Raw genomic sequence first — 25,105 nt, forward strand, 5'->3', positions numbered from 1 at the left:
CCCAGCTGTCGCGCACACGAGCGAAAGGACGATGTGTGAGCGCGCACATCAACACAAACAGCGCAAGTCACGATATGGATGAGCAGGCAGAATCCTCACCGGACGGACGGCCTCGCGAAGGGGAGATCGCCACTCGACCCACACCCCAATCACCACCAGTCAACTACCCGGTATTCATCGGATCAGCTCTGATCGTTGCGGTCATTGCCATCATCGCGATCGCATCACCGCAAAGCGTGGAGGCAGGGTTTACCGTGGCGGTGGATTGGATCAGTCACTGGTTCGGATCTTTCTATATTTTTCTCGCAACCTTCATCCTGGTGTTCGTCGTTGTGCTCGCTTTGAGCAAGTTCGGCAACGTGAGGCTGGGGCCAGATAACGCGACACCTGACTTCTCGACTTTCTCATGGGCAGCCATGCTGTTTGCCGCAGGTATCGGTACCGACATCATGTTCTTTGCTGTCGCAGAGCCGATCGCGCAGTACATGGCGCCTCCCACCGGTGAAGCTCAGACAGTGGAAGCTGCCCGCGCCGGCGTGGTCTACACGCTCTTCCACTACGGCATCACAGGGTGGGGCATGTACGCGCTGGTCGGAATTGCTCTGGGATACTTCGCCTACCGTCACCAGCACCACCTCGCGGTGCGGTCAGCCTTGCGGCCTCTTTTCGGCAAACATGTGGACGGCCCGCTGGGCAACATCATTGACGGCGCAGTCGTTGTGGGCGGTGTCTTCGGTATCGCCGCATCCCTGGGCGTGGGCATCATTCAGCTGAATGTCGGTCTGACGATACTGTTCGGACTGCCGCAGACAACCTCCACTCAGATCGGATTGATCGCACTGAGTGTCATCATGGCGACAGTTTCCGCTGTTTCCGGCGTCGATCGCGGCGTGCGCGTTCTGTCCAACGTGAACGTACTGTTGGCAATCGGTCTGGCCGTGTGGGTTCTGGTCACCCAAAACACCGCGTACCTGCTGGACTCGCTGGTTCGTTCCGTGGGCGACCTGGTGCGCATGTTCCCCGCCCTCACATTGGAAACCTACGCTGACCTGCGTGTGAACCCGGCAACGGCAGATGTGATCAACACGTGGCTCAATAGCTGGACCTTGTTCTTCTGGGCGTGGTGGATCACCTGGGCCGCATTCGTCGGAATGTTCCTGGCACGTATTTCACGCGGCCGCACCATCCGTGAGTTCGTCATGGGCTCACTGATCCTGCCCCTGAACTACGTCATCATGTGGGTGTCAATTTTCGGTAACGCTGCACTGGAACTCGTGATGAACGGTGACAGGGAATTCGCAGAAATCACTGTGAACGCTCCGGAACAGGGGTTCTACGCCCTGCTGCAACGAGTACCTGGCTCAACAGTGGTTGTCGCCGTCGCACTGTTCGTCGGAATCCTGTTCTATGTCACCAGCGCGGACTCAGGCTCCCTCGTCATGTCAAACCTGTCCAGCCGCATCACGAACGCTCGCCAGGACGCTGTGCCGTGGCTGCGTATCTTCTGGGCGACGCTGACCGGTGTGCTGACCATTGCGATGCTGGTTGCCGGTGGGTTGACGATCCTGCAGCAAGCCACGATCGTTATGGCGCTGCCATTCTCCTTCGTCCTTGTGCTGGTGATGATCGGCTTGTGGCGCTCGCTGTCGCAAGAGGCGTCGATGGCTCAGCGTCGTCGCCGCATCGTCCAAAACCGCGTGCTCGCATCAGGAGCCGGAACGATGGCTCGCCGCTCCTGGCGTGACCGTCTGAGCAAGACATTCGACGTTGTCACCCCTGTGCGCGCTCAGCGTGTCCTTGACAGGCGAGTGGTTCCCGCATTGCAGGCTGTGGCCGATGAACTCCACAAGGAAGATCTGCCCGCATGGGTGGTTGTTGAGGGTCCCGAAGCACAGGATCCGGATGACGAGCGTAACTTCCTGGGCCGCGTCACGCTGACAGTTGGCGGCGAATCGGAGGCCAGGGCATCGGGCGCGCAGGAGTGGGATTCAGGTGCTCAGACCACTGATACGGGCGAGCAACCGCAGACCGATTCCACCACTGAGCTGCACGAGCAGATCAATGAAATGTTTGATGATGCGAAGCCTCGAACGGCCGGGAGTACTTCTGCTGACGGAGCTGAACCGAGCATCGCGGGCCTGCTGACCGAGCATCCGTTCCGCTACACCGTGCGAGTGGTCGAGTCTCCCGTTCCGTCTGTGGGCACCGCGATGGTTGCTGAGGCGAATGACGTGACGGTGCGCCTGGAAGTGCGTCCCTCGGGCGGTGGTCAGGGGTACGACATTGTGGGGTGGTCCTCTGACCAGATCGCGCACGACGTTCTGGATCATTACGAAGGGTGGCTAGACTACCTGGGCGTGTACGACGAGTAGCACATGGGTCGCCCTCGTTGATTGATTGCATTGACGAGGGCGACCACGCTGCACCTGGCTGGCGCTGCGTGAGCGATTACACCCTGATGTGAACGCTGCGAGGTGGCCGAAAGGGCGGTCAATCAGATATGCTCCTATGTTGTTGCACGTATTGATTGGCGTATCGTCAAATCGGTGCAGCGCCTTGGAGGATTCGCCTAGTGGCCTATGGCGCACGCTTGGAAAGCGTGTTGGGTGCAAGCCCTCGGGGGTTCGAATCCCCCATCCTCCGCAAACGCCCCGCTGTTTCGTTGGAACGGCGGGGTTTTTCGTTTTCCCCACGCCAGCGCACCAAGCCAGCAAGGGTTGACACCCCCATGCCGTCAACTTACAGTTGACAGTGTGAAAGTTCTTCCCAGCGCCCACAAGCACGGCATCACACATGCTGACATTACACACGCGTGGGAAAACGCCATACGGATAATCGAATACGAATACCACGGACAAGACCGCATGCTCCTGATCGGGCCCGCCGCCGACGGCACACTGCTCGAACTCGTCGCAGTCCCAGCCCCAACGCCCGACCGAATCATTCACGCTGACAGACTCAGAGCAAAGTTCTACGACTTTTTGAGGTAAAAACATGACATACGCAACCGACACCGACACCGGGCTTGACGAACTCGACGTCACCACACACCACGCGCGAGACGCACAAAACTTCAGGAAAATAGTCGCAGCCAACAAGCAAGTAGAAGAAGCCGAAAGGCGCCTACGCCAAGCCGTCGACGACGCACGCCAGGCAGGCGACTCGTGGACCATCATCGGAGCCGCGCTCGGCATCACCCGACAAGGCGCACAAAAACGATTCGGATAACCAAACCTGAATGTGTGTGCTGAACCCCAATTCTTGGACAGTGATGTGCGATGGCTTTGAGTGTACCGCCGTTGCCGTCAATTGTGATGACCCGCGGGGCTGGGATGGTGGACAGGAGTTTTCCGTAGGCTGTGCTGTTTTCCGTGTGGCACCATTGCCAGGCCACTACTGGTCCTGTGCTTGCTCAGGCTATGAGGACGCATCAGCCGTAGGCGAGGTAGGTCCCGTCAATGAAGATCTGATCATGGACCTGGCCTGTGCAAGGTGGCGGGGGGATTGGGATATTCCAGCACCATGCGCTGTGGCGGCGTAGGGTGCGTCCTGTTGTGGTGGCGTCACAGTCCCTTTGGGGGCGTTGGTCTTTGACCCGTGTTAGGAAGCGTTGGAATGTTGTCAGCTCGCCGGCGTGTTCGCGGAGCCGTAAAGTGCTGGAGCCGCACTTGACGTTCCGTCATCGGGTTTTGCCGCCCCGAGTCCCGTTACATGTGAGCCCAGGTTCGCCACACGTTGGGTATTTTCTTGTTGATGCAGGTCGTGCCATGCAGGAAGCAGACCAAGAAAGACGTTTAGCATACAAAACCGCGATATGTGGGATTTGCTCAGCTTTACCTCACCATAAGGTTCACAATCATTAGAAACACGATTTTCGGCAGTATACCAACGAAAAGTCAATAGTTTAGACACCAAAAATGGCCGCTATCTCCCTTATATGAACAGTCAGCGTCGACGAACAAGGATTATTGCTGCTGCTGTTAAGGCCATCGGTGAAAACGGATTTCGTCACCTCTCGATGCGTCAACTTGCCGATGAAATAGGCATCTCGCATACGACGCTCTTGAGGTATTTCGGCTCAAAAGACGATTTGCTTCAAGCTGTGCTGGAGCAGCGAGAAGAAAGTGAGAGAGACTGGCGATCTGAATTGATTGAACAGCGGGGGCTCTTGGCTGCTCTACCTGAAGTCTTGGCACACAATATGACCATGCCGGCCATTATCAGGTTGGACACAACTTTGACGCTGGAGGCGATCGACGCGGAGCATCCCGCCCATGACTTCGTCCGCCAGCGCGAGGAGGACTTTCAAGAATCATTGTGCATCGAACTGCTTCGGGAACAGCGTGTTGGCAGGCTGTCAAACGACGTTGATGTTGAGCAGTTGGCGCATGAAATTAGGGCGTTAGTCGAAGGTTTGCAGCTGCTGTGGCTCAATGACCCCTCTCTGGATATTGCTGAAACGATGCGCGATTTTATCCAGCACGTGACCGCCTCGTGAATGCCAGTGAGAAAGGGTATGAGGAAACGATTCCTGAATTATCAGCTGGCAACTCATGGCCTCATTGGTCGAAGTAATTGACGAGGGTGACGCGGCGCGCTGAGCGGACTGGAATTGTGTAGACTAGATGGCGGTCCTCCGCGTGACGGTACCGTCCGAACCTCCCCAGGGCTGGAAGGCAGCAAGGATAAGGGCGCTCTGCCGGGTGCGCGGAGGATCTTTATTATCATCGTCGTTGCTGTTCAGGACGGTTGGTGTCGCCAAATGCCTATGGATACCTTTAAGGTTCGAGTGTGACCACAGCTCTGTACCGCCGCTATCGGCCCGATACGTTTGATGAGATGATCGGCCAGGATCACGTGACGCAGCCGTTACGTGCAGCTCTTCGTGCCGACCGAGTGACACATGCCTACTTGTTCTCAGGTCCACGCGGATGTGGAAAGACCACGTCGGCACGTATCCTGGCACGCTGTCTGAACTGCGCGGAGGGGCCGACCGACACCCCATGCGGACAGTGTGAATCATGCCGCGAACTGGCAACTGGCGGGCCCGGTTCCCTCGACGTTGTGGAAATTGACGCAGCCTCACACCGCGGCGTTGACGATGCCAGGGATCTGCGTGAGCGCGCCACCTTTGCGCCCGTGCGCGACCGCTACAAGGTGTTCATTATCGACGAAGCCCACATGGTCACCAAAGAGGGCTCGAACGCGATGCTGAAGCTGGTTGAAGAACCCCCTGAGCATGTGAAGTTTGTGTTCGCCACGACTGAGCCCGAAAAAGTGATCGGGACGATTCGTTCGCGTACTCATCACTACCCGTTCCGACTGGTGCCGCCGGACGTGATGCAACCGTATCTGGAGCATCTGTGTGAGGAAGAAGGGATTCATCCAGACGCGGGCGTGCTTCCCCTCGTGATGCGGTCGGGTGGAGGGTCTGTGCGCGACACGTTGTCGGTCCTCGATCAACTGATGGCTGGCGCAGTGGAGGGGGCGCTGAGCTATGACCTTGCTGTTGCGTTGCTGGGGTACACCGACACTGCTCTGCTTGATCAGACGGTTGATGCGCTCGCGGGCGGTGATGGTGCTGCCGCTTTCCGAGTTGTGGAGCACATGGTGGAGTCGGGCCATGATCCTCGTCGGTTCGTTGAGGACCTCCTGCAGCGTTTGCGTGACCTCCTGATTATCGCCGTGTCGGGAGATGCGGCAGTCGATGTCCTGGCGGGAACGCCCAGTGACCAGTTTGAACGCATGCAGGTGCAGGCCCGAAATTGGGGGCCGTACCACCTGTCGCGCGCAGCCGATCTGACTGATATGGCCTTGCGTTCGATGGTGGGCGCGACATCTCCGCGTATACAGCTGGAGTTGTTGTTGGGCCGAATCCTGGTGCCGTCACAGACTTCACCTGCATCCCGCACAGAGGTGGCAGCGCCGCAGGACCAGGAGGGCTTCCCCGGAACAGTAGGAACAGTCGGCGGAGGTGCACCGAATTACCAGTCGCCAGGCGGTGATGCTGGACATGGCAGTGCCGGAAGTGGCAGCGGGTCTGGTCGTGCGAGTGGTGCTGGCGATGGTCAGTATGACCACGAGCGCGGCGGAACTTATGGCGCGGCTCAGGCGAAAGCGGATCTGCGTCGTCGTCGCGAGCAACAATCTCAGCATTCCCAGCAAACCGGGGAGACGCAGGGGGCACCTAGGCCCCAAGCCGGCACGCAGGACAGGCCGGCACACGCAACGCGGGCATCTGACGTGGCACCGGGAGCCGAGCGTGGTCGGCCAGAACACAGCCAACATGGCCAGCGCCAGGCTGAACAGCGCCCGACTGAGCAGTGTCAGGCTGAGCAGAGGCGTCCTGAACCTGACCGCCCCGGCCACCACCCTGCGCCTGAACAGCACGCTGCGTCCGAACAATCTCATCGAAGCGGCGCGGTTGCAGATTCGATTCGCATGCGCTGGCAGGAAATTGTCGATCGTATCGCTTCGCTCAGCCGAGCCACATGGTCGCTCGTGGACTCTCACGCCCAGCTGGGAGGCGTGGACGAATCTACCGTGATCCTCAGCTTCACCACTCCAGGATTGGTAAAGGCATTCGACTCGGGTTCCCGAGCTCAGGACGTCGCTCGCGCAGTCCACGACGTGTGCGGTGCAGACGTGCAGGTCAGGGCTCAGATCGCGCAGTCAGTAGGCGGCGCGTCGCTGACTACGCCTGCATCGGTTCCACAGCAATCGCAACGCACTGATCATCAGGCACACGGGCCCAGTAACGAGGGCACGCCCCAGCGCACTGCAGGTCACGAGCCGCCCTTGTCCACTCAGCAGCACGGTGCGATGCCCGGCCAACAGTCGATGCGCTCTGAACAGGCAACGCACGACGAACAGGCAGCGCAGGCGCCGTCACGCCCACAAATTGATCAGCCTTCAGCGCCGCCCTCACCCTCGACTCCGACAGTTAACGACGATGACGATGATGACGGCTGGGGGCCGGTAGCCATACCCGGTGGCGGACGTGCCGAGGCATCTGAACCGGCCGCATCGGCGTCTTCCTCCGAGCCCGTCCACTCTGACCCGGTAGCGCGTGATCACCAGTCAGAGCGTGACGCTCATCCGGCAGCACGCCAGTATCGTCCATTTGAGCGCGAGAATGGCACAGAACAGCCGCCTCGAGCCGCACATGGCCCGATCTTTGATGACGAGGACGACGAAAACGACGAGGGCGAGGGAGACGGAGCGACTTCCGGTCGCGCCGAACCCTTGCGCGACCGCGACCATGACGAGCAGAACGCCGAGCACGCCGCACAATTAGTGGAGCAGAAGATCGGCAGTCGTCCTCAAGGAGTGGCACACGCTGTTGAGGATGTGCGAGACAGTGGTGACACAGAACCGACCGCCCCGTCGACAGCTCACTCATCCACACCACCTGAACCGCAGGGTGAGGACGCCCCTTCACCAGGCAGCGTGGAGGAGATGCGCGCCGAAGCGATCCGTGAAGTGCAGCAGGAACGAGCTGACGAAACAGGGGAGCAGGGCACAGGCGATACTCACGCCCACGAGGCAGAGGTGCGCGGTACACGGCCGCATCGCCAGCAGGAGCATTTCGCTGCCCCATACGGCCACGACGCACCTGGTGGTGAACCTGACCCAGTTATCGTGCCGCCCAATGAGGATGACTCGGCCAGCATGGATGACGTGGATCTGGAGATGTCGACCAGCGTCGGGTTGCCGGCCATACTGGAGATACTCGGCGGTACAGTGATCGAAGAAAAAGACCAGAGCGAAGAAAGATGAGTGTGACTCGTGTTTGAAGGCGCCTTACAGACCCTGATCGATGAATTGGGAATGCTGCCCGGTGTCGGACCCAAGTCAGCTCAACGCATGGCCCTGTATCTGCTCGACGCTGAACCCGATGACGTGACGCACCTGGTGGACGCCATCCAGGCCGTGCGCGAAAAAGTACACCACTGCGAAATCTGCGGTGATCTCACCGAAGCCGACCAGTGCACCATCTGCCGTAACCCCGCGCGCGACGGATCAGTGATCTGCGTTGTCGAAGAGCCCAAAGATATTCGTGCCATTGAGAATGCGAGGGTGTTCAAAGGTCGCTATCACGTCCTGGGCGGAGCGATCGACCCGATTCATGGCGTGGGGCCTGATCAACTGCGTGTGCGTCAACTGCTCACGCGCCTTCAGGACGGCACGGTTCAGGAAGTTATCGTGGCCACGAACCCCACCATTGAAGGCGAAGCAACCGCCTCCTACCTCTCGCGCACCCTGTCTACAATCGGCGTGATGACCTCGCGCCTGGCTATGGGACTGCCAATGGGTGGCGACCTGGAATACGCCGATCCCGTGACGTTGGGGCGCGCGCTCGAAGGCCGCCGTCGCGCCGAATAACTCCACGCGACCGCATAGCGGGCACCTTTCCGTCACGAGTCGCAGACTCATAGGATGAAGGGGAAACCCATCCCAGGTTGATCACAAGGAAACGAGACAAAGTGGCACTGATTGTTCAGAAATACGGTGGCTCATCTGTCGCGGATGTAGACGCGATGAAGAGGGTCGCCCAGCGTGTCGTGGACACTCGAAATGCAGGACACCAGGTCGTCGTGGTGGTCTCAGCGATGGGTGACACAACAGATGATCTGCTGGACACAGCCGCCCAGATCACCAGCGCACCACCTGACCGCGAACTCGACATCCTGCTGACAGCCGGGGAAAGAATCTCCATGTCACTGCTGGCAATGGCGGTCAATGAATGCGGCGTGCCTGCACAGGCCTACACCGGTGCACAAGCCGGCATCCGTACCGACACTCACTTCGGTAAAGCACAAATCGTCGGCATGGTGCCCGAACGCGTAGCGCGCTCCATCCGTGACGGTCAGGTCGCCATCGTCGCAGGATTCCAGGGAATATCAGAAGATGACGAAACAACGACGCTGGGTCGCGGCGGCTCCGATACGACAGCGGTCGCCCTGGCTGCCGCTTTGCACGCCGACGTGTGCGAAATCTACACCGACGTTGACGGGCTGTTCACTGCTGACCCGCGCATTGTGCCGACCGCGCGGCGCGTGCGCACCATCAGCCAGGAAGAAACACTCGAACTTGCCGCACATGGAGCAAAGATTCTGCACCTTCGGGCAGTGGAATTCGCTCGTCGATACCACGTTCCGCTGCACGTGCGCTCATCTTTTTCCGACAAGAATGGGACATGGATTTCCGACAGACCCGCAAACCCTGCACTGGCCGGCCTCGTCCCTCAAGCTGCGTTAGCTGCCAACCAGGAGGACCCAATGGAAGAGCCGATTATCTCCGGCATTGCTCACGACCGGTCACAGGACAAGATCACCGTGGTCGGCATTGCGAATTCACCCGGCATGGCCGCACGCCTGTTTGAGCTGGTGGCGCAGCAAGGTGCGAACATTGACATGATCGTGCAGAACATTCCCGTCACCTTGGAAAATCGCGCCAACATCTCCTTCACACTGCCCGCCGAGGACGCCGACCACGTCATGCAGGCGCTGGAAGCTGCGCGCGAAGAACTGGGCTTCAAGGAACTCAAGTACAACCCCGATATCGGCAAACTGTCCCTGGTTGGAGCTGGCATGCGAACCAACCCCGGCGTATCGGCCAAACTGTTCGGCGCACTGTCCCAGGCCGGCATCAACATTGATCTTATTTCCACCTCAGAGATCCGCATCTCTGTGGTGACCAAGCTGGAAGACCTTGACCGCGCCGTGCAGGCAGTGCACACCGCTTTCGGTCTGGATTCCACCGAATCTGAAGCCGTCGTATATGGAGGAACAGGACGATGACCACGCCTGAAACCCGTAGTCACACCCAGCGCGACTTGAGCGTCGCCGTCGTAGGAGCCACCGGCCAGGTCGGCTCCGTCATGCGCACCCTGCTCGATGAGCGCGACTTCCCGTTGACCAGCCTGCGTTTTTTTGCCACCGCACGTTCAGCAGGCAAGACACTGACCTGGCGTGACCAGGACATCGTCGTCGAAGACGTGGCAACCGCTGACCTGTCCGGTATCGACATCGCAATCTTCTCCGCCGGAGCCACCGCCTCACGCATCTACGCCCCACGTTTCGTTGAAAAAGGCGCAGTCGTGGTGGACAACTCCTCCGGCTGGCGCAAAGATCCGAACGTGCCGCTGGTCGTGTCCGAAGTTAACGGCGAGGATATCGCGCAGCGTCCCAAAGGCATCATTGCGAACCCGAACTGCACCACGATGGCCGCGATGCCGGTACTGAAAGTCCTGCACGACGAGGGTGTCCTGCGCCGCCTCTTCGTCTCCAGCTATCAGGCTGTCTCCGGATCCGGGCTGAAAGGCGTGCGTGAACTGGAAGAAGGTATTCGTGCCGGTGCGCACCAGGATCTGAGCAAACTGACACTGGACGGCCAGGCCGTCACCTTGCCGGAACCGTCCACATATGTCGCACCGATCGCCTTTGACGTGGTGCCCTTCGCGGGGGCGCTCGTCGATGACGGGTCAGACGAAACCGATGAGGAGCAGAAGCTGCGCAATGAGTCGCGCCGCATCCTGCACGTCCCGGATCTGAAGGTGTCGGGAACGTGTGTGCGCGTGCCCGTGTTCACTGGCCACACTCTGACGATCCACGCCGAATTCGACCGCGCGATCACTCCTGACCGTGCGCGCGAACTGTTGGCCGAGGCTCCCGGAGTGCGCCTGGTGGATGTGCCCACACCGCTCGAATGCGCCGGCATTGATGACGTGCTGGTCGGCAGGATCCGCGAGGATCAGGCCGTTGATGACGGTAAGGGGCTTGTGCTGGTAGTGGCCGGTGACAACCTGCGTAAAGGCGCAGCATTGAACTCGGTGCAGCTGGCCGAACTGGTCGCTCAGGAGCTGCTCGCCGGCTAGCTTCCATCCACCTGCGCCCCAGACAAACAGCGTCGCCCTCGTCAATTACTTACTGACGAGGGCGACTGCGTTCACGCGTGAGTGCGAAAAGCCTACTGGTTCTTCTGCTCTGCGATCTTGGCGCGCACATCATCCATGTCGAGGTTCTGAATCTGAGTGATCAGATCCTCCAGCGCGACTGCCGGCAGAGCGCCGGATTGGCGGAAAACGGCAATACCATCGCGGAAACCCATCACCGTGGGGATTGAGCTGATCTGCATGGCGGTGGCCAGTTCCTGCTGCTGATCGGTGTCGATCTTGCCGAAGACGATGTCCTCGTGCTTGTTCGACGCTTCTTCGAAAACAGGGCCGAACTGCTGGCACGGTCCGCACCACGTTGCCCAGAAGTCGACCAGGACAATGTCATTGTCCTTGATTGTCTGCTCGAATGTCTCTTTGGTCAGTTCAACAGTGCTCATAGGGCCTCCCATCATGAGTGGTCTACGGTCGGTCCGCAGCCTTTCACCTATCTCAACTGTGCTGTATGCACGATTATTCCATGACTGGAGCAATCAGGCTGTGAAGATCCTCGCCTCACTGTGAGTCAGGAAACTCGTGCTGAGTGGCCGTATTGTGAGTATCAGCCGTGCGCAACAGGGCAGCGCAGTATCGCGAGAGAATCGGTGCTGCCGGAGGTTTGCGAGTGTGCTCGTTCAAGCTGCTCAGCTGGAGGCAGGGAAACTTCGTCGCCAGCTACACCGACCGCTTTGAGAATAAACGCCACGACGGTGCCGATTGTGGCTTCTCGGGCATCGGTGAGGCTCGCGGCATCCTCGTCGCTTCCTGCGCGCGCGTTGTCAGGCGCATCTGCCGGTGAGTCTGCAGACGAATGTGTCGGTACTCGCACGCCGGCCAGACATGAGTGAATCAGCGCAACCAGCGTCAACAAGTTCTGCTGTGGAATGCGCCCCTGTGTCATTGCTGCTTCCAGGATGTGGAACAGGATATGCTCAACGATTCCGGCGTGGTCATGGAGGCGGGCAGTGTGCTGTGACGATACCTGCTTGCTCAGCGTGATGCTCGATGCGAGATGAAACTGATCTTTGAGATCGAGATAGGAGCGCAGATATACGGTGAGTTGTTCGATCGGATCGTCAATTCCGGCCAGCTTGTCCCTGAGGAGGTTAGCGAACTTGGCGGTGGTATCCTCCATGAATGCCAGCAGCAGCGCTTCCTTGTCGCTGAAGTGGTTATACACGGCAGTTCGACCCACTTCGGCACGTTCGGCAATCTGTGACATGGTGATGGCATCGAACGGTTCTTCGGACAGCAGTTCTGACAGTGCAGTAAAAAGTCGGCTGCGAGTCAGCTCGCGATGAGCCGCAAGAGTCGATCCAATAATCTTCGGCATAATCGTATTCTGACAGAAGCGTACTGTGTGTCGTCAAATTATGTTGAAATCTGCTGGGTGCACGAATAGCGCGGTGCCAGCGGAAAATGAGAGCGCGGATTCACCCGTGTTGGTTCATGTGCACTGGTCAACGATCGCCTGCACGATTGGAAAATCAGGATCCAGCCAGTTCAACCTCAGCGCTTCCTCGAGCGGAACCCATTGAATACGCTGATGGGAGGATCCAGCTCGCGGCGCCTTGGAACCCGGCGAGACCTGCGCCAGCCACACGGCCATTGTGCGTGTCCCAAGGATCGGCCACCATCCGTCGAGCGGTCCTGCGACCTGGGCGCCCAGTTCAATAGTCGTCCCTAGTTCTTCACGCACCTCACGGACGAGGGCGTCCATCGCGTTCTCACCTGGCTCCACTTTTCCGCCGGGAAGTTCGAACCGGCCGGCCAACTCGGGTGGATAGGAGCGTGCCGCTGCCAGGAGCTGGTGGGGCCGGTCAAGACTGTCGACGATTGCTGCGCCCACGACGGGGCGTACCGGTTGATGCTGCGTGATGGTCACGGCCTCTATGGTAGGCGTAATGCGTGTGGCGCGATTTGCGTGGGTGTCCACTTTGTGTTCTGAATTGGTGTTAGCGCTCGGAAACAGTTATCATCGTGAAGCGTCTTTGAGAAGAAAGTGACGCCATTGCGGGCGTAGTTCATCGGTAGAACGACAGCTTCCCAAGCTGTAAAGGCGGGTTCGATTCCCGTCGCCCGCTCCACTATGACGTCGAAAATGATAAGTACCCTTTTGCGTTAGCGAGTACGCCCCAAGGGGGTCAAGAAAATCGCTTGCGTTAGCGAGTGTATAGCGCGTTTGCCCTGACCTGCGGAAATGCTTTCCTCTCTTTCGACCGAGCGAGCGTTTGCGTTAGCAGGCGTTGATTTGGTCGAGGTGGATAGCGTGGTCGGCGACCTCGGTAACGAGTTCAGCATCGTGGGTGATGACGATGACGACGGCACCAGTGTCAGCGAGTTTACGCATTACTCGGGAAATCGCGACAAGGTGCTTGTAGCCAACACCTGATGTCGGCTCGTCGAAGATGTAGACCTTCTTGTTCGCGGCAAGCGCTGTAGCAATAACCAGACGTTGACGTTGCCCACCAGAGAGTGCTTGGGGATGATCAGCCTCATGGTCGGTGAGGTCGAGTTCTTTAAGGATCGCCTGGGCGTCGATGTGTTGTTTTTCGGCTCTCGTTATCCCGAGCGTGACTTCGTCAATAGCGGTGTCTGAGAATAGCTGCCGGGTGGGGTCTTGCATGACAAGGTATGCGTCCCGGTTGGTGAATTTTTGCCTATTGAGTGTGATGGATGCACCTTTGGCTTTTTCGAGTCCGCAGATGATGCGTGCCAGTGTTGATTTGCCTGACCCGCACGGGCCGAGGAGCGCTGTGATTTTCCCTGCCGGAAAGAGCAGATGGCCGATGTTGAGAACCGTGTTTCCGTGGCGGTAGGCGAAGGTGAGGTTGTCAATCTCAAGCCCATCTCCTGCCGGTTGCGGAAGTTGTGGCATAGGCACAGTCACTAGGGATCGCAGCCCAAGCTGTTTGCGCTCCTCATCCGAGGTAGCGTAGAACTCTTCGCCGGTTGCGGTGAGGGCGATGTTACCTTTATCGAAGCAGTAGACACGGTCAGCGATCCCGGAAAGGAAACTTAGCCGGTGTTCAGCAATGATGATGGTGTGTCCATCAGCTTTGAGCCTGGCGATGAGTGTGGCGAGTTGGTCGATAACGTCAGCGGACAAGTTCGCGGTTGGCTCGTCAAAGACGATCATCGACGTGTTGTTGCACATGGTGACGGCGCAGGCCACGCGTTGCATCTGCCCACCCGACAGTTGTGTGACGCGGGATTCCAACAGGTCGGCGATACCTAACTCGGCTGCAACCTCGTCAATGCGGGCACAGATCTCCTGCGGGTCGCGGCCGAGATTTTCTGGGCCGAAGGCGAGTTCTTGGCGCACGTGGGTGGTGTAGAACTGGGTGCGCGGGTTTTGAAACACTGTCGAACAGTGGTGGGCAAGCTCTGATAGATCTACTCGTGCCACGTCAATGTCGTCGACTGTGACGCTTCCGGTAAGGTCGCCGTCGTGGAAGTGCGGGATGAGCCCGTTAAATAGCCGTAGTGCGGTGGTTTTTCCTGACCCTGACGCGCCACACAGCAAGGTGACAGTTCCCTGCGAAATAGTGAGGTTGGCGCCATTGATTGAGGGGTGGTCTGCTCCTCGATAGGTGAAGGTGACCCCAGTTGCTTGGGCTATTGTCATAGGACGATTCTCCATATCGCGAAGCTGATAACGATGAGCAGAATGACCGCGTCGATCACACGGAATTTCACGACCGTGACTGAGGTGGGCTTTGCGGTTCCGCCCAGTCCGCGTACAAGGGCAGCAGATGCCAGTTCGTCTCCGCTGCGTACCACGGTCGATAGCAGCGGGATTGTGAAGTATTGCGCCGCACGCAGGGAAAGCGCGGACATGCCGCGTAGTTTCATGGCATCTGAGATCGCTTTAACCTCGTGGCCGATCACGGGCAGCACACGTAACGCGACTGAGATCGGGATCGTGAAACAGGTCGGGATTCGTGAGCTGGCGAGTGCTTTTTGCAAGGTGGCAGGTCGGATCACACCGATCGCGTAGGCTCCCATTCCTGCGCTGACACTGAATCGCCACATCCACTGCAAAAACAGCACGAGGAACGCGCTGGCCGTTGACTTCCACACCAGTGGTATCACGAAGACGAGTGTGCCGAGAGCCGCAAACGTGGCCAGGTAGACGGCAACCCAGCTCGGGCGCACGAGCGTGTTGGGGTTGATCGTAGCGCTCGCCAGCATCACGGCGGCGAATCCGCCCAGAGCACACACGAACCACGGCGAGTAGGCACTGTAGATCGTGGTGGAGACGATGACGAGCGCTACGATAATCGTGCGCGGGTCGGGAAGTTTAGACAAGACCGGCCCGTTCAAAGTGTTTGCGCGCCACCCGGGTTCCCAACAGACCAGCAAGCCAGCCAACGATGAGCATCACGACGAAGAAGCCCAACAGAATCGGAATCGTGACAACCTGCGCCATCTTCGCGGCATACTCGGCACCCATTTGTTCGGCGATCTGCGACATATATGCGTCTTGGTTCATAAATAGCGGAATCCACGGGGAAACATAGATCGGCAGGATAAACAGTGCATATGCCAGCGGGACACGAACTTTCACGCTCTTCGGCCCCTTGGTGATCACCAAGTCAGCGAGCAGGCCGAACACAGCGGCGATCGCAATTCCTCCCACCCAGTGACCCGTTACGAAGAAGAGGACTTCGATGAGGATCAGCATGATTGTCAATGCCCCCATCTTCGGAGTGCGGGCAGTAAACAGCGCAAAGACGATGCCGTTAACGAGGATAGAAAGCAGGAAACCGGCATACATGGCAGCCGGAATGAACCCGAGCATTCCGAATGCAAACACGATGACAAACATCAAAGCGGTGAAGACGCCGATATTGATGAAGTCGCGCGTGTTTAGGCGCGAGGACGTGGGTGTGGACATAGTTATTCCTTTCATGATTGTGAACAGTGCTGTGTTTTAGACGAGTTGCCATCCGGCGGCGTTGATGCGCTCTTGCCAGAAATCGCGGTATTGACCTGGCTGGTTGACCAGCTCGTCGTGGCACCCGCGCTGGGCGATACGCCCACCGTGGGAGAGCACAATGATTTGGTCAGCTTGGCGAATGGTTTCAAGTTTGTGGGCGATCACGATCAGTGTGGAGTGCTTGCGTAGCTCGTTCATCGCCGCAACAATGTTGGCTTCATTTTCCGCATCCAACGCGCTGGTGGCCTCATCGAACAGCGCGATCGGGGCCTTCTTCACCAAGGCGCGGGCGATAGAGACGCGTTGGCGTTCCCCACCTGACAGTGCGCGCCCGCCAGCACCCGCCAATGAATTCCAGCCGTCTGGGAGCCGGTTGACGATTTCGGTCACGCCCGACAGGTCAGCGGCCCACCTGATTTCTTCATCGGTAGCTTCTGGGTTGCCAAGGCGAATGTTGGCTTCGAGCGTGTCATTGAATAAATAGACGTCTTGGAAAACGAGAGACACCTGGCGCATCAAATCTTCGGTGGTCTGCTCGCGCACATCAACCCCGCCAACGTATACGCTGCCGGACTGCACATCCCAGAAACGTGCAACCAACCTCGCGATTGTGGTTTTTCCGCAGCCGGAAGGGCCAACCAGGGCACACATGCCGCCTTGCGGGACATGGAAGGAAATATCACGGAGAACCGGGGTGTCCGGATCGTAGCCGAAGGCGACGTCCTCGAAACGAACATCACCAGGAGCGCTCACCGGTGTGGAGACATCGGGTTCGGACAGTTCGGGAGCGTCCATGATCTTGTCGACGTGATTCATTTGCTGGCGGCGTTCTTCCAGCCCGGTCATGCAGCCACCGATGTCTTGGAGCATGGTGGTGAACCGCAGGCACATGCCGATGGTGACCACAGCGTTCAACGCATTCATCTGCCCGCCGAGGGCGAGTTGGGCGGTCAGCCAAATCATTACCACGACAAGGGCTTGGACGAACATTCCGTTTATCAGGTTCGCTAATGTTTCGATCCACAATGCTTTGCGGCTTTTGCGGTCAGCCTGTTTGAATGCCCGATCAAGGGCCGGGTAGTCGTCGGCGACATGGCAGGAGCGCAGCGCGCCTTGGCAGGTGGAGAATTCGACCATGCGAGCCGCCAGCTCCGATTCTGCTGGTTCGGAAACCTGTTTGCCCTTATCGAGAAGCACACGGGAGATATGAAGGAAGGCGAGCATGATCGGGAAGGCGATCGTCAAGGTCAGTCCCAGTCGCCAATCCCAGAACCACGTGCCCACAGTGATCACCAGCACGGCTGAGAGTTTTTGGACGAGGGAGAAAATGAAATGTGCCGCCGACTCGCCCAAGTTCATCATTTCCTGGGTGACCATGCGCGACAGCCGTCCAGAACTACCCGAATCAAACACTCCCAACGGTAGGCGGGCTACCTTGTTGCCGACCGCTTGGTGTACGTCGTGAATGAACCCGAGCGCGCCGATATAGCCGGTGCGCATGCCATAAAACTCCGTGCCCACGCCCAGCATCGCGATTACCGCCAAGGCGATGAGCCAGCCCCAAAACGACAGCCCCCACACCGGCATTCCGGTCGCTAGGGCACTTGCTGCGGGAAGCAAAGTCAGCAGGGCAAAGCCGTGACACAGTCCTGAGACCGCACCCCACGCTTGACCGACCGAGAGGTCTCGCCACGAGGCGGGTTCCATCAAACGCTTAAAGCGTGGCAGCAATAGTTGATTCATCGTGTCATCTCCTCGCATGCACCTTGGGCAAGAAGTGCCTGATAGTGCGCATTACCCAACAGCTCGTCGTGTTTACCGACCACAGCAATGCGCCCGCGTTCCATGACGACGATTTGGTCTGCCCCTCTGATCGAGGCCAGTCGGTGGGCGATCACAATCACGGTTCTGCCTTTGGCAAGAGTCGAGAGAGCTTGTTGGATTTTCGATTCCGATTCCGGGTCCGCCATCGCCGTCGCCTCGTCCAACACCAACACTGGGGCATCAACCATGAGCGCCCGGGCGATCGCGATACGGGCTGCCTGCCCGCCCGAAACGTGGGTATCCTCACCCAACACAGTGTCGTAACCATCTGGCAGGCTCATGATGAACTCATCGATCTGCGCCGCCCGCGCCGCCTGCCGCACCTGATCCAAGGTTGCGTCTGGCGCGCCAAGAGCGATGTTGTTTCGAATGGTGTCGCGAATAAGCTGTGCATCTTGCAGGACAAATGCGACCGTCGAATACAACACATCCTGGGAAATGCTCTTTAGATCAACCCCGCCAATAGTGATCGTGCCAGCATCTGGATCATCGAAGCGGGCAATCAAACTCGCCAACGTCGACTTTCCCGCGCCCGAAGGCCCAACCAGCGCGGTCACCGTGCCTGCCGGAATGCTCAGGCTCACTTCGTCTAACGCTTGGGTCTCGTCATAGGCATACGACACACCCCGAATCTCGATATCATGACCCTTTGGCGTCTGCGGCATATCTGGCTGAGGCAATGCCGGTAGCTCCATGACGTTCACCAGCCGTACTGCCGCAGACCCTGCGAGCTGGTACGACCAGGCGATGGTTGCGACTGCCATCAACGCTCCCGGCAACACCAAGGCGATCAACGTGGTCGTTATCACCTCGTAGATGCTCACCCAACCGGCGTTCATCATCAACGCGCCACCGCCAAGGTTCACGATCAACAACACCGGGATCGACACCCACGAAAATGAGGCGACCGACATCGACACCAGCGGCATGCACCATGCCCGGTAGAACTTAGAAAACTCGTTAGCTGCATCTAAATAGGCTTTATGTGCTTGGCCGACCTTGCCGAACGCTTTCACCACTGAGATACCGGCAACGAACTCGGCCATCGTTGCCGAAACCTGAGCGAGCTTGGTATCCATTTGTGCGGTCTTCTCATTCATCCCACGCATCGACATGCCATACATGCCCACATAGATCGGAATCGTCGCGATCGACAGCAGAGCGAGCCGCCAATCCACCACGAACGCATAGGCTAACAAGGCGAGCGGGGATACGATCGCGTTCAGTTTCTCAATCGGCCCGTGCGCGATCACTGTGTGCACCGTGGCCGTATCATCCTGAATGGTCTTGCGGATCTTCCCCTCACCCTCGCGGGTAAACCACGACAGCGGAGCAGTCGACATGCGGGCGGCAATCTGGCGGCGCATTTGATTACGCAACGACAGGTCAATAAAATGCGTCACGCCCAATGCAACAAAATATAAGGTCAACCGGGCCATGTATGCGCTGACGAGGAGCATCACGATCCAGTTCACCCGCGCCGGGTCCACCCGGTCTTGCATCAGCGCAGCTCCCAGCTCCACCAAAGCCACATAGGGTGCGATAGCCAACACACCAGAGAGAAAAGCTAAAACCTGCGCGATAAACAGTTTGCCTTTCACCGGCTGCGATAGCTGACGGATCGCGTTCTGGCCAGCGACAGATTTTTCCTTCGCCGACTCATACTCGCCTTCAACAACCTGATCCATTACACTATCGTTCACGCAAACACCATCCTTATTAGATAAGGGTAACCTTACTTTATTTCTGGGAGGTGTACCTAACCGTGCACGTCAACTGATATGAGCATCACCCTTTCAGGGCAATCCTCACCTGTTCACCGGTGCGGAACACGAACCGGATCCCGTCCTCGTCTACGATGGCGTGGTCGATCAGTGCGCTCCACTGCGCGGGGCGAAAATCGTTCACAGGTTCGCCCGCCAGATCGCCTAGGGCTGTGGTGACGGCGGCATGCTTGGCAGTGTTCGCTGCAATATCTGCCTCTAGGCTCGCTTTGCATGCGAGTGTCTTACGGCAGGCAGTATCGAGCTCTGTGTACTTGTTTTGGTAGGCGTCTTGGTCGAGCGCGCGTTGCTGGTTTTTCGCTATCAGTGCTTCGATCTGCTCAGTGAGTTCCACGATTTTTGTTTGGCAGGCGGCGGCTTGTTCTTCCAAACGGCTCGTATCAAACATGGAGTCAAAGATTTGCAGTAGCTGGCTTTGCCGTGGCTGGCGGGCGATCAGTTGATTGAGCGCTTGGACGAAAGCGTTCTTGATATCTTCGTCCTTCACAGTCGCGCTGCTGCAGGGCTTGTCGCCTGCGTATTTATGGTTGCATTGCCAGACTGTGTACTTATATTTCGTGTTCGACGCCCACGTCTTACGCCCATACCACGACCCACACTGCGCACACTTGAGCCTGGTGGAGAACAAGCCGACCTTCGCTGAGGATATGTTGCCATGCCTGGTGGCGAGCTCGTATTGCACCTGATCCCAGATGCGTGGAGCAATAATCGGCTCGTGATTGCCTGTTACGTAGTATTGGGGTACTTCGCCCTCGTTGACCTTCATCTTTTTAGTAAGGAAATCGGTGGTGAACGTCTTTTGCAGCAGGGCGTCGCCTTTATATTTTTCATTGGACAGGATGGAGCGCACTGTCGAGGTTGACCACACTTCTTTCCCGCGCGGGGTGAGAATCTTGCGAGCAGCGAGCTCGGTTTTAATCTCACTGATCGCCATCCCGTCAAGGAAAAGCTGGTAGATCAACCGCACGGTCGGAGCCTGCGTCTCGTCGATGACGAGACTGCCGTCCGCTCCTTTCTTATATCCGAGTAGTGATGCATAGGGAACCATAATCTTCCCATCTTGAAAACGCTTCCTGTGTCCCCAGGTGACGTTCTCAGAGATGGAACGTGATTCTTCTTGCGCCAAGCTCGACATGATCGTGATGAGTAGTTCGCCTTTGGCGTCGAAGGTGTAAATATTTTCCTTCTCAAAATAGACCTCGACGCCTGCATCCTTGAGCTTGCGCACGGTAGTGAGCGAGTCGACGGTGTTGCGTGCGAACCGGGACACACTCTTGGTGAGGATCAGGTCGATTTTGCCTGCCAGGGCGTCATTGATCATGGTTTGGAAACCTTCGCGACGTTTCATAGAGGTGCCAGAGATGCCCTCATCGGAGTACATGCCCGCGAACCGCCAATCACTACGTGAGCGAATGTAGGTGGTGTAGTAGTCGATCTGAGCCTCATACGAGGAGGTTTGTTCTTCCATCTCAGTAGAAACGCGAGCATACGCCGCCACCCGTCTGCGCGCTGGTACCCCGGACGGGGTTGTGACATTCCCAAGTTTCTTTGTTGCGGGTATCGCTGTGACCGTGCGACTCATGCCAACCACCCCTCACTGGTTAAGCCCACCGGCATCATGGTTCCATCTGCGAGGTGGAAGGTGAGCTGATGCTCGAAGGCCTCGATCATCACGACCTGCTCGCCAACCTGGACAGGGTCGAAACCCTGGGTGCCGAGCATGTCTGCGCAGGCGTGTTCGAGGAGCGTTTCGCGCAGGTTGTGCCCCCTACAGGGGTTTCCGTTTCCGGTGCAGGCACTCCAGCAGCGCCAGAACTTGTATGAGGTTCCAGACTTGTAGGTGCGGGTTTTGCGTTGATAGTTCTTCCCGCACGCGCCGCAGCAGATCCGCCCGGTGAATACGCCCGTGTTTTTTGACGGGGTGGCAGCCGGGCCCACCTCACGCCTGTGCGCGATTTCTTTCTGAACGGCGTCAAAGGTTGTTTCGTCAATGATGGCTGGTAGTGCATTGTCGACCCAGTATCGCGGCAGCTCCCCGTCGTTGAGGGAGCGTGTGGGTGCTTGGATTGTGGGGCGGTACATTTTCTGTAGCATTTGGCAGCCCTTGTAGCGCTCATTTTCGAGCATGCGACGAAACACTGACCCGTAGAACCGTCCCCCTCCCCGAGAGCGTTTACCTTCAGCATTGAGCATCGTCGCGGTTTTCTCCGGGCTAATCCCGTCCAAGAAATTCGCAAACAGTAAGCGCACGATCTTGGCTTCCTCTTCGATGATGGTGAACTGGCCGTCTGCCCATTTGTATCCATAGACAACGAAGGAGTTTGTGCCCCCGCTCTTGTATCGGTTCCGGATCGCCCATTTCACGTTCTGGGATAGCGAGCGTGATTCTTCTTGGGCGAATGAGGCCAGCAAGGTTAACAGCAGTTCCCCGTCAGCGCTAAGGGTGTCGATGCGTTCGCGTTCGAACCGTACGGCCACGCCAAGGTCTTTCAGCTCACGGACCGTAGCGAGCAGGTCGATTGTGTTGCGGGCTAGGCGTGAGATTGATTTACACAACACAATATCGACACCCCCACTCCTGGCTGCGTCCATCAGATCGGCCAGGCCTTGTCGGGATTTTGTTGACGTGCCGGTGATACCCTCGTCGGTGAACACGCCGACGTAGGCCCATCCGGGTGTGGATTGGATCAGGCGCGAGTAATACGAAACCTGCGCCGATAGGGATGCTAACTGCTCTGTGCCGTTGGTTGAGACCCTCGCGTATGCCGCCACGTTGACCAGTTTCGGGGCAGGCGACCGAACTGGTGTCACCACACTGATGTGTGCCACGTTTTCTCCTTTCGCGTTAGGTCTATACACGCTCTAAACCAAGTGTTTATCCAGTCGTTTCGCCCACAATCTGTGGTTGATAGATCGGCGTCCACGCCTTCCATAACAACCGGTGAGCACGCTGATACTCTGCGGGTGTGAGCACGCCCCGCCCCGCCAGCACGCTCAACGTGTGAGAGTCCGTGATGAAGGCGAGTTCTCGGGCGAACACGTCAGGCTGTGTCATCTGATCAACCCGAGCCGTGAGAGCGTTCATGGTCGTCCGCCCCTGGTGCCAAAGCGAGCACGCACATAGCAGGCGTGACAGCAAAACTTTTGACCTGGTTTGTCCACGATCGCGAAGCGGCGTCCGCAGTGCGTACAGGTCTGCTCGCGCGCAGGCTCGGTTTTCTGTCGATGCCGCCACGCTTTATGCCTGCAGGCGGGCGAGCAAAACCGAGCCCGAGCTGCTCCCTGTATAGGGCTGGCACACCAGTGGCATACCTGCCAGGCCATCACCGGAGCGGCGTCAAGGTTTCGGGTTGTGCAGTACGAGCGGACCTGGTCACGAGTTAGGGCGCAAAACTCGGCAATCGCTTTATACCCCCAGCCCGCCGTGCGCAGGTTGCGGATACGTTGTTCATCAAGATCATTCACAGTGGGGTCACTCCCTTCACCCCACTGCCGACAAACCCCCGATTGTTAAATCCGTCCATGAAACGACGAAAAGCCCCGCCACCACCGGCTCCCCGAGGATTGGGAAGTCACAGTGGTGACGGGGCTCAGTCGCTCCGACGTGGCGCGGATGTTTAGTAGCCGAGCTTGGCATTCACGCGAGCTTGTACGGCGCTGTAGAGATTTCCGAGTCGGCGCTTACGTTCCTCACCGTTGCCGTACTCGCCGCGAATAACGGCATCGGCAAGAGCATCAATGTTCGGCCCTGCTGGCTTCGCGGCAGGTGCGTTGCCAGAGAGCTTCTCGTTCACGCGCTGCTGGACAGCCGCATAGTTGGCTCCGAGGCAACGCTTACGCTCCTCACCGTTCCCGTAATCGCCGCGAATCACTGCATCAGCGAGAGCGTCGATATTCGGCGCTGCAGGAGCGGGTGCTGGTGCACTACCGCTCATCTGGTCATACCAAGACTGTGCGCGGGACATGTAGGCAGCATGCTGAGAACCAGCAAGAGAAGCCGGACAAGCAGTCGCAGAAAAGTCCTTGTGCCCGAAGACGTTCTTGCCCCAAGCCGGGCGGCCAAGACCGTAGAACTTGCAAACGGCCGCCACGAGGTGTGCTCCGTTATCGAGGCACGCCTCCGACACAGCCCACGGGTTCGAGGACACATCCGCATGCTCGATGCCGATACTGGTGGTGTTGGCGGCAAAGTTGCCTGCATGCCAGGCGGTATCGCGATCCCACACCAACTGGCCGATGCGTCCGTCGGTTTGGACTTGGTAGTGGGCGGAAGCTGGACGCGTTTGCCACACGTCGTAGCAGCCCCTAATGGTGAGGTTTCCGGCGTTGTGGTGAATGATGACCTTATCGATCCGCCTACCATTCCTGCCGGGCGTGTAGTGTGTGTTCATGATGAGGTCGATGTCAGCCTCAAGCGTGTTCCAATTCTTCATCAGTGAATCTCCTTTTCAGTGGTTGGTGGTTCGGTCAGTGAGGGTCTTGTTTCGGCGCGGTTGGCGATCGCATCGAGCGCCCCACGCATTTGGGATGGGACGGGTAGGCCGAGGCGGGTGGCGTTCTCCACGAGGGAGATGCCTTCGTTGGATAGGTAGAAGAAGATGACCGCCGCTCGCAGCACGCCGGGTGCTCCGAGAATATGGACGTCGATCAAATGGGCGAGGCCGACGAGGGTGAAGATGAGGATTTTGCGGCTGATACCCCTAAAACCGACGGATGAGCTGAGGCGGCGTTCGTTGATGGCGGCCAGCACCCCGGTGATGTAGTCGGCGATAGTGAAAACAATCAGCGCATAGACGAGGCCGTCGAGCCCTCCAAGATAAGCGGCGAGCCACGCACCAATACCAGCGATGCCGGCTTGAATGGCGTGCCAGATGGCGTGTAGGGACATGGGTATTCCTTTCTGTGGGCATAAAAATTGCCCACACCCATCTGGGGTGAAGGCATCAAAAATTGGTGTAGCGCAGCGTGTTACATGGTCGGGTCAGTGAGGACCTCGAGAATTGGCAGGCTCAAGTCGAAGGACGCCACCTTGGGCGCTGGGAGTTCTTGGGCTTCGATGGCCTCTGCTGGTGGTGCGGGCGTGGCATCGGACTCAACTGGGACGATGGGTAGCTGTACTTCTTCGCTAGACGTTGACTCATCATCTGAAACGTCGGTCATTTCTGTGTCCTTTTCTTCCTTGTCCTTCATTGGCCACCCTTGGTGATGGCGTCGTAGAGGACGTCGTAGGCTTCCGCCGCCACGCCAGACAGTTCACCCTCATAGCCGTCAAGAAGTGCTTTCACGTCCTTGTCGTGGCCGTCGTAGGTGGGCCCCGACACTTCCGCAACAGATGCCAGCAGATTCTGACGGGCATCGAGGAATTCACTGGCTTTGTCGGGGTCGGCGAGCATGAAGGTGCCGTCATCTGCGAACACTGGGCGACCATGATCGTCGAGTGTTGCATAGTGGGTGACGAGGTCGTATTCGTCTTCCCCGAACCGTGCAATCGCTTCCTTCACTAGCGTGAGGAGTTTGGAGCGCGCCCTGGATTGAGCGGCTTTGAGCGGCATGTTCTCGAGTAGGTCGGCGATGGGTTGCAAATGGTGGTTGGCGAGCATGATCTTCATCAGGGTTTCC

The 25,105-nt window shown here is 58.2% G+C and carries 23 protein-coding genes, 2 tRNA genes and 1 other RNA gene; 11 read left to right on the forward strand and 15 right to left on the reverse strand.

The window, feature by feature from the left end; all coding sequences use genetic code 11:
* Positions 1–74 precede the first annotated feature (74 nt).
* From betT to AC1DA5_RS02495, 10 genes are all read left to right on the forward strand, one after another.
* On the forward strand, positions 75–2,372 hold the full coding sequence (betT, locus tag AC1DA5_RS02450) for a choline BCCT transporter BetT (protein WP_092649152.1): 2,298 nt from the start codon (positions 75–77) through the stop codon (positions 2,370–2,372).
* 186 nt (positions 2,373–2,558) lie between these two features.
* Positions 2,559–2,643: transfer RNA gene (locus AC1DA5_RS02455), tRNA-Ser, on the forward strand.
* Between the two features lie 110 nt (positions 2,644–2,753).
* Positions 2,754–2,990: a hypothetical protein gene (locus AC1DA5_RS02460; protein WP_480289130.1), complete on the forward strand. Its 237-nt coding sequence runs from the start codon at positions 2,754–2,756 to the stop codon at positions 2,988–2,990.
* Positions 2,991–2,994: 4 nt separating this feature from the next.
* Positions 2,995–3,228 (forward strand): hypothetical protein, encoded by a 234-nt coding sequence (locus AC1DA5_RS02465; RefSeq protein WP_070725231.1) that lies wholly within the window; start codon positions 2,995–2,997, stop codon positions 3,226–3,228.
* Between the two features lie 709 nt (positions 3,229–3,937).
* The gene (locus AC1DA5_RS02470; protein WP_480289131.1) at positions 3,938–4,498 is read left to right on the forward strand and encodes a TetR/AcrR family transcriptional regulator; all 561 of its coding nucleotides are present in this window, start codon (positions 3,938–3,940) and stop codon (positions 4,496–4,498) included.
* Between the two features lie 129 nt (positions 4,499–4,627).
* Positions 4,628–4,723, forward strand: an RNA gene (gene ffs, locus AC1DA5_RS02475) — signal recognition particle sRNA small type.
* Between the two features lie 68 nt (positions 4,724–4,791).
* Positions 4,792–7,779, forward strand: a complete 2,988-nt coding sequence (locus AC1DA5_RS02480; RefSeq protein ID WP_480289132.1) for a DNA polymerase III subunit gamma and tau — start codon at positions 4,792–4,794, stop codon at positions 7,777–7,779.
* Positions 7,780–7,788: 9 nt separating this feature from the next.
* On the forward strand, positions 7,789–8,385 hold the full coding sequence (recR, locus tag AC1DA5_RS02485; protein WP_092648896.1) for a recombination mediator RecR: 597 nt from the start codon (positions 7,789–7,791) through the stop codon (positions 8,383–8,385).
* A gap of 101 nt (positions 8,386–8,486) precedes the next feature.
* Positions 8,487–9,803, forward strand: coding sequence for an aspartate kinase (locus tag AC1DA5_RS02490; protein ID WP_058237420.1), 1,317 nt, complete (start codon positions 8,487–8,489; stop codon positions 9,801–9,803).
* A complete protein-coding gene (locus AC1DA5_RS02495; protein ID WP_480289133.1) occupies positions 9,800–10,879 on the forward strand; it encodes an aspartate-semialdehyde dehydrogenase in 1,080 nt (359 codons plus the stop codon). Before AC1DA5_RS02490 ends, AC1DA5_RS02495 begins: the two co-directional genes overlap by 4 nt.
* A 92-nt stretch (positions 10,880–10,971) precedes the next feature.
* Here AC1DA5_RS02495 and trxA read toward each other — a convergent pair whose 3' ends face one another.
* From trxA to AC1DA5_RS02510, 3 genes are all read right to left on the reverse strand, one after another.
* Entirely contained in the window at positions 10,972–11,337 is a 366-nt protein-coding gene (gene trxA / locus AC1DA5_RS02500) for a thioredoxin (RefSeq protein WP_058237418.1), read from the reverse strand.
* Positions 11,338–11,498: 161 nt separating this feature from the next.
* Entirely contained in the window at positions 11,499–12,269 is a 771-nt protein-coding gene (locus tag AC1DA5_RS02505; protein WP_480289134.1) for a TetR/AcrR family transcriptional regulator, read from the reverse strand.
* Positions 12,270–12,383: 114 nt separating this feature from the next.
* A complete protein-coding gene (locus tag AC1DA5_RS02510; protein WP_480289135.1) occupies positions 12,384–12,821 on the reverse strand; it encodes a (deoxy)nucleoside triphosphate pyrophosphohydrolase in 438 nt (145 codons plus the stop codon).
* Positions 12,822–12,949: 128 nt separating this feature from the next.
* Here AC1DA5_RS02510 and AC1DA5_RS02515 point away from each other — a divergent pair.
* Positions 12,950–13,023 (forward strand) — tRNA-Gly (locus AC1DA5_RS02515).
* 149 nt (positions 13,024–13,172) lie between these two features.
* On the opposite strand, the gene AC1DA5_RS02520 is transcribed toward AC1DA5_RS02515, so the two are convergent.
* The 12 genes from AC1DA5_RS02520 to AC1DA5_RS02575 all read right to left on the reverse strand — a co-directional run bounded on the left by AC1DA5_RS02520 (position 13,173) and on the right by AC1DA5_RS02575 (position 25,095).
* On the reverse strand, positions 13,173–14,564 hold the full coding sequence (locus tag AC1DA5_RS02520) for an ABC transporter ATP-binding protein (protein WP_072510106.1): 1,392 nt from the start codon (positions 14,562–14,564) through the stop codon (positions 13,173–13,175).
* Positions 14,561–15,247 (reverse strand): energy-coupling factor transporter transmembrane component T family protein, encoded by a 687-nt coding sequence (locus AC1DA5_RS02525; RefSeq protein ID WP_035757771.1) that lies wholly within the window; start codon positions 15,245–15,247, stop codon positions 14,561–14,563. The genes AC1DA5_RS02520 and AC1DA5_RS02525 overlap by 4 nt, the downstream gene beginning before the upstream one ends.
* Positions 15,240–15,836, reverse strand: a complete 597-nt coding sequence (locus AC1DA5_RS02530; RefSeq protein ID WP_072510107.1) for an MptD family putative ECF transporter S component — start codon at positions 15,834–15,836, stop codon at positions 15,240–15,242. Before AC1DA5_RS02530 ends, AC1DA5_RS02525 begins: the two co-directional genes overlap by 8 nt.
* A 36-nt stretch (positions 15,837–15,872) precedes the next feature.
* Positions 15,873–17,621, reverse strand: coding sequence for an ABC transporter ATP-binding protein (locus AC1DA5_RS02535; RefSeq protein ID WP_062613093.1), 1,749 nt, complete (start codon positions 17,619–17,621; stop codon positions 15,873–15,875).
* A complete protein-coding gene (locus AC1DA5_RS02540; protein ID WP_101486034.1) occupies positions 17,618–19,405 on the reverse strand; it encodes an ABC transporter ATP-binding protein in 1,788 nt (595 codons plus the stop codon). The genes AC1DA5_RS02535 and AC1DA5_RS02540 overlap by 4 nt, the downstream gene beginning before the upstream one ends.
* Before the next feature lie 85 nt (positions 19,406–19,490).
* Positions 19,491–21,068, reverse strand: a complete 1,578-nt coding sequence (locus AC1DA5_RS02545; protein WP_101486043.1) for a recombinase family protein — start codon at positions 21,066–21,068, stop codon at positions 19,491–19,493.
* Positions 21,065–22,315 carry a recombinase family protein gene (locus AC1DA5_RS02550; protein ID WP_284896136.1) on the reverse strand — a complete coding sequence of 417 codons (1,251 nt, stop codon included), beginning with the start codon at positions 22,313–22,315 and terminating at the stop codon, positions 21,065–21,067. The genes AC1DA5_RS02545 and AC1DA5_RS02550 overlap by 4 nt, the downstream gene beginning before the upstream one ends.
* Before the next feature lie 46 nt (positions 22,316–22,361).
* Positions 22,362–22,571 carry a hypothetical protein gene (locus AC1DA5_RS02555; RefSeq protein WP_048707921.1) on the reverse strand — a complete coding sequence of 70 codons (210 nt, stop codon included), beginning with the start codon at positions 22,569–22,571 and terminating at the stop codon, positions 22,362–22,364.
* 532 nt (positions 22,572–23,103) lie between these two features.
* Positions 23,104–23,919, reverse strand: a complete 816-nt coding sequence (locus AC1DA5_RS02560) for an N-acetylmuramoyl-L-alanine amidase (protein ID WP_072510112.1) — start codon at positions 23,917–23,919, stop codon at positions 23,104–23,106.
* Positions 23,919–24,374 (reverse strand): phage holin family protein, encoded by a 456-nt coding sequence (locus AC1DA5_RS02565; protein ID WP_101486036.1) that lies wholly within the window; start codon positions 24,372–24,374, stop codon positions 23,919–23,921. The genes AC1DA5_RS02560 and AC1DA5_RS02565 overlap by 1 nt, the downstream gene beginning before the upstream one ends.
* An 80-nt stretch (positions 24,375–24,454) precedes the next feature.
* A complete protein-coding gene (locus AC1DA5_RS02570) occupies positions 24,455–24,646 on the reverse strand; it encodes an acetyl-CoA carboxylase (RefSeq protein WP_257876680.1) in 192 nt (63 codons plus the stop codon).
* 26 nt (positions 24,647–24,672) lie between these two features.
* On the reverse strand, positions 24,673–25,095 hold the full coding sequence (locus AC1DA5_RS02575; protein WP_101486037.1) for a DUF1617 family protein: 423 nt from the start codon (positions 25,093–25,095) through the stop codon (positions 24,673–24,675).
* Positions 25,096–25,105 lie beyond the last annotated feature (10 nt).

It is taken from the genome of Pauljensenia sp. C0254C2, assembly GCF_056583835.1.

Excerpts from the sequence above, each read along its gene's own strand:
- betT (WP_092649152.1), top strand. The coding sequence starts at position 75 with ATGGATGAGCAGGCAGAATCCTCACCGGACGGACGGCCTCGCGAAGGG.
- AC1DA5_RS02465 (WP_070725231.1), top strand. The coding sequence starts at position 2,995 with ATGACATACGCAACCGACACCGACACCGGGCTTGACGAACTCGACGTC.
- AC1DA5_RS02470 (WP_480289131.1), top strand. The coding sequence starts at position 3,938 with ATGAACAGTCAGCGTCGACGAACAAGGATTATTGCTGCTGCTGTTAAG.
- AC1DA5_RS02495 (WP_480289133.1), top strand. The coding sequence starts at position 9,800 with ATGACCACGCCTGAAACCCGTAGTCACACCCAGCGCGACTTGAGCGTC.
- trxA (WP_058237418.1), bottom strand. The coding sequence starts at position 11,337 with ATGAGCACTGTTGAACTGACCAAAGAGACATTCGAGCAGACAATCAAG.
- AC1DA5_RS02505 (WP_480289134.1), bottom strand. The coding sequence starts at position 12,269 with ATGCCGAAGATTATTGGATCGACTCTTGCGGCTCATCGCGAGCTGACT.
- AC1DA5_RS02520 (WP_072510106.1), bottom strand. The coding sequence starts at position 14,564 with ATGACAATAGCCCAAGCAACTGGGGTCACCTTCACCTATCGAGGAGCA.
- AC1DA5_RS02530 (WP_072510107.1), bottom strand. The coding sequence starts at position 15,836 with ATGTCCACACCCACGTCCTCGCGCCTAAACACGCGCGACTTCATCAAT.
- AC1DA5_RS02535 (WP_062613093.1), bottom strand. The coding sequence starts at position 17,621 with ATGAATCAACTATTGCTGCCACGCTTTAAGCGTTTGATGGAACCCGCC.
- AC1DA5_RS02545 (WP_101486043.1), bottom strand. The coding sequence starts at position 21,068 with ATGAGTCGCACGGTCACAGCGATACCCGCAACAAAGAAACTTGGGAAT.
- AC1DA5_RS02555 (WP_048707921.1), bottom strand. The coding sequence starts at position 22,571 with ATGAACGCTCTCACGGCTCGGGTTGATCAGATGACACAGCCTGACGTG.
- AC1DA5_RS02560 (WP_072510112.1), bottom strand. The coding sequence starts at position 23,919 with ATGAAGAATTGGAACACGCTTGAGGCTGACATCGACCTCATCATGAAC.
- AC1DA5_RS02565 (WP_101486036.1), bottom strand. The coding sequence starts at position 24,374 with ATGTCCCTACACGCCATCTGGCACGCCATTCAAGCCGGCATCGCTGGT.
- AC1DA5_RS02570 (WP_257876680.1), bottom strand. The coding sequence starts at position 24,646 with ATGACCGACGTTTCAGATGATGAGTCAACGTCTAGCGAAGAAGTACAG.
- AC1DA5_RS02575 (WP_101486037.1), bottom strand. The coding sequence starts at position 25,095 with ATGAAGATCATGCTCGCCAACCACCATTTGCAACCCATCGCCGACCTA.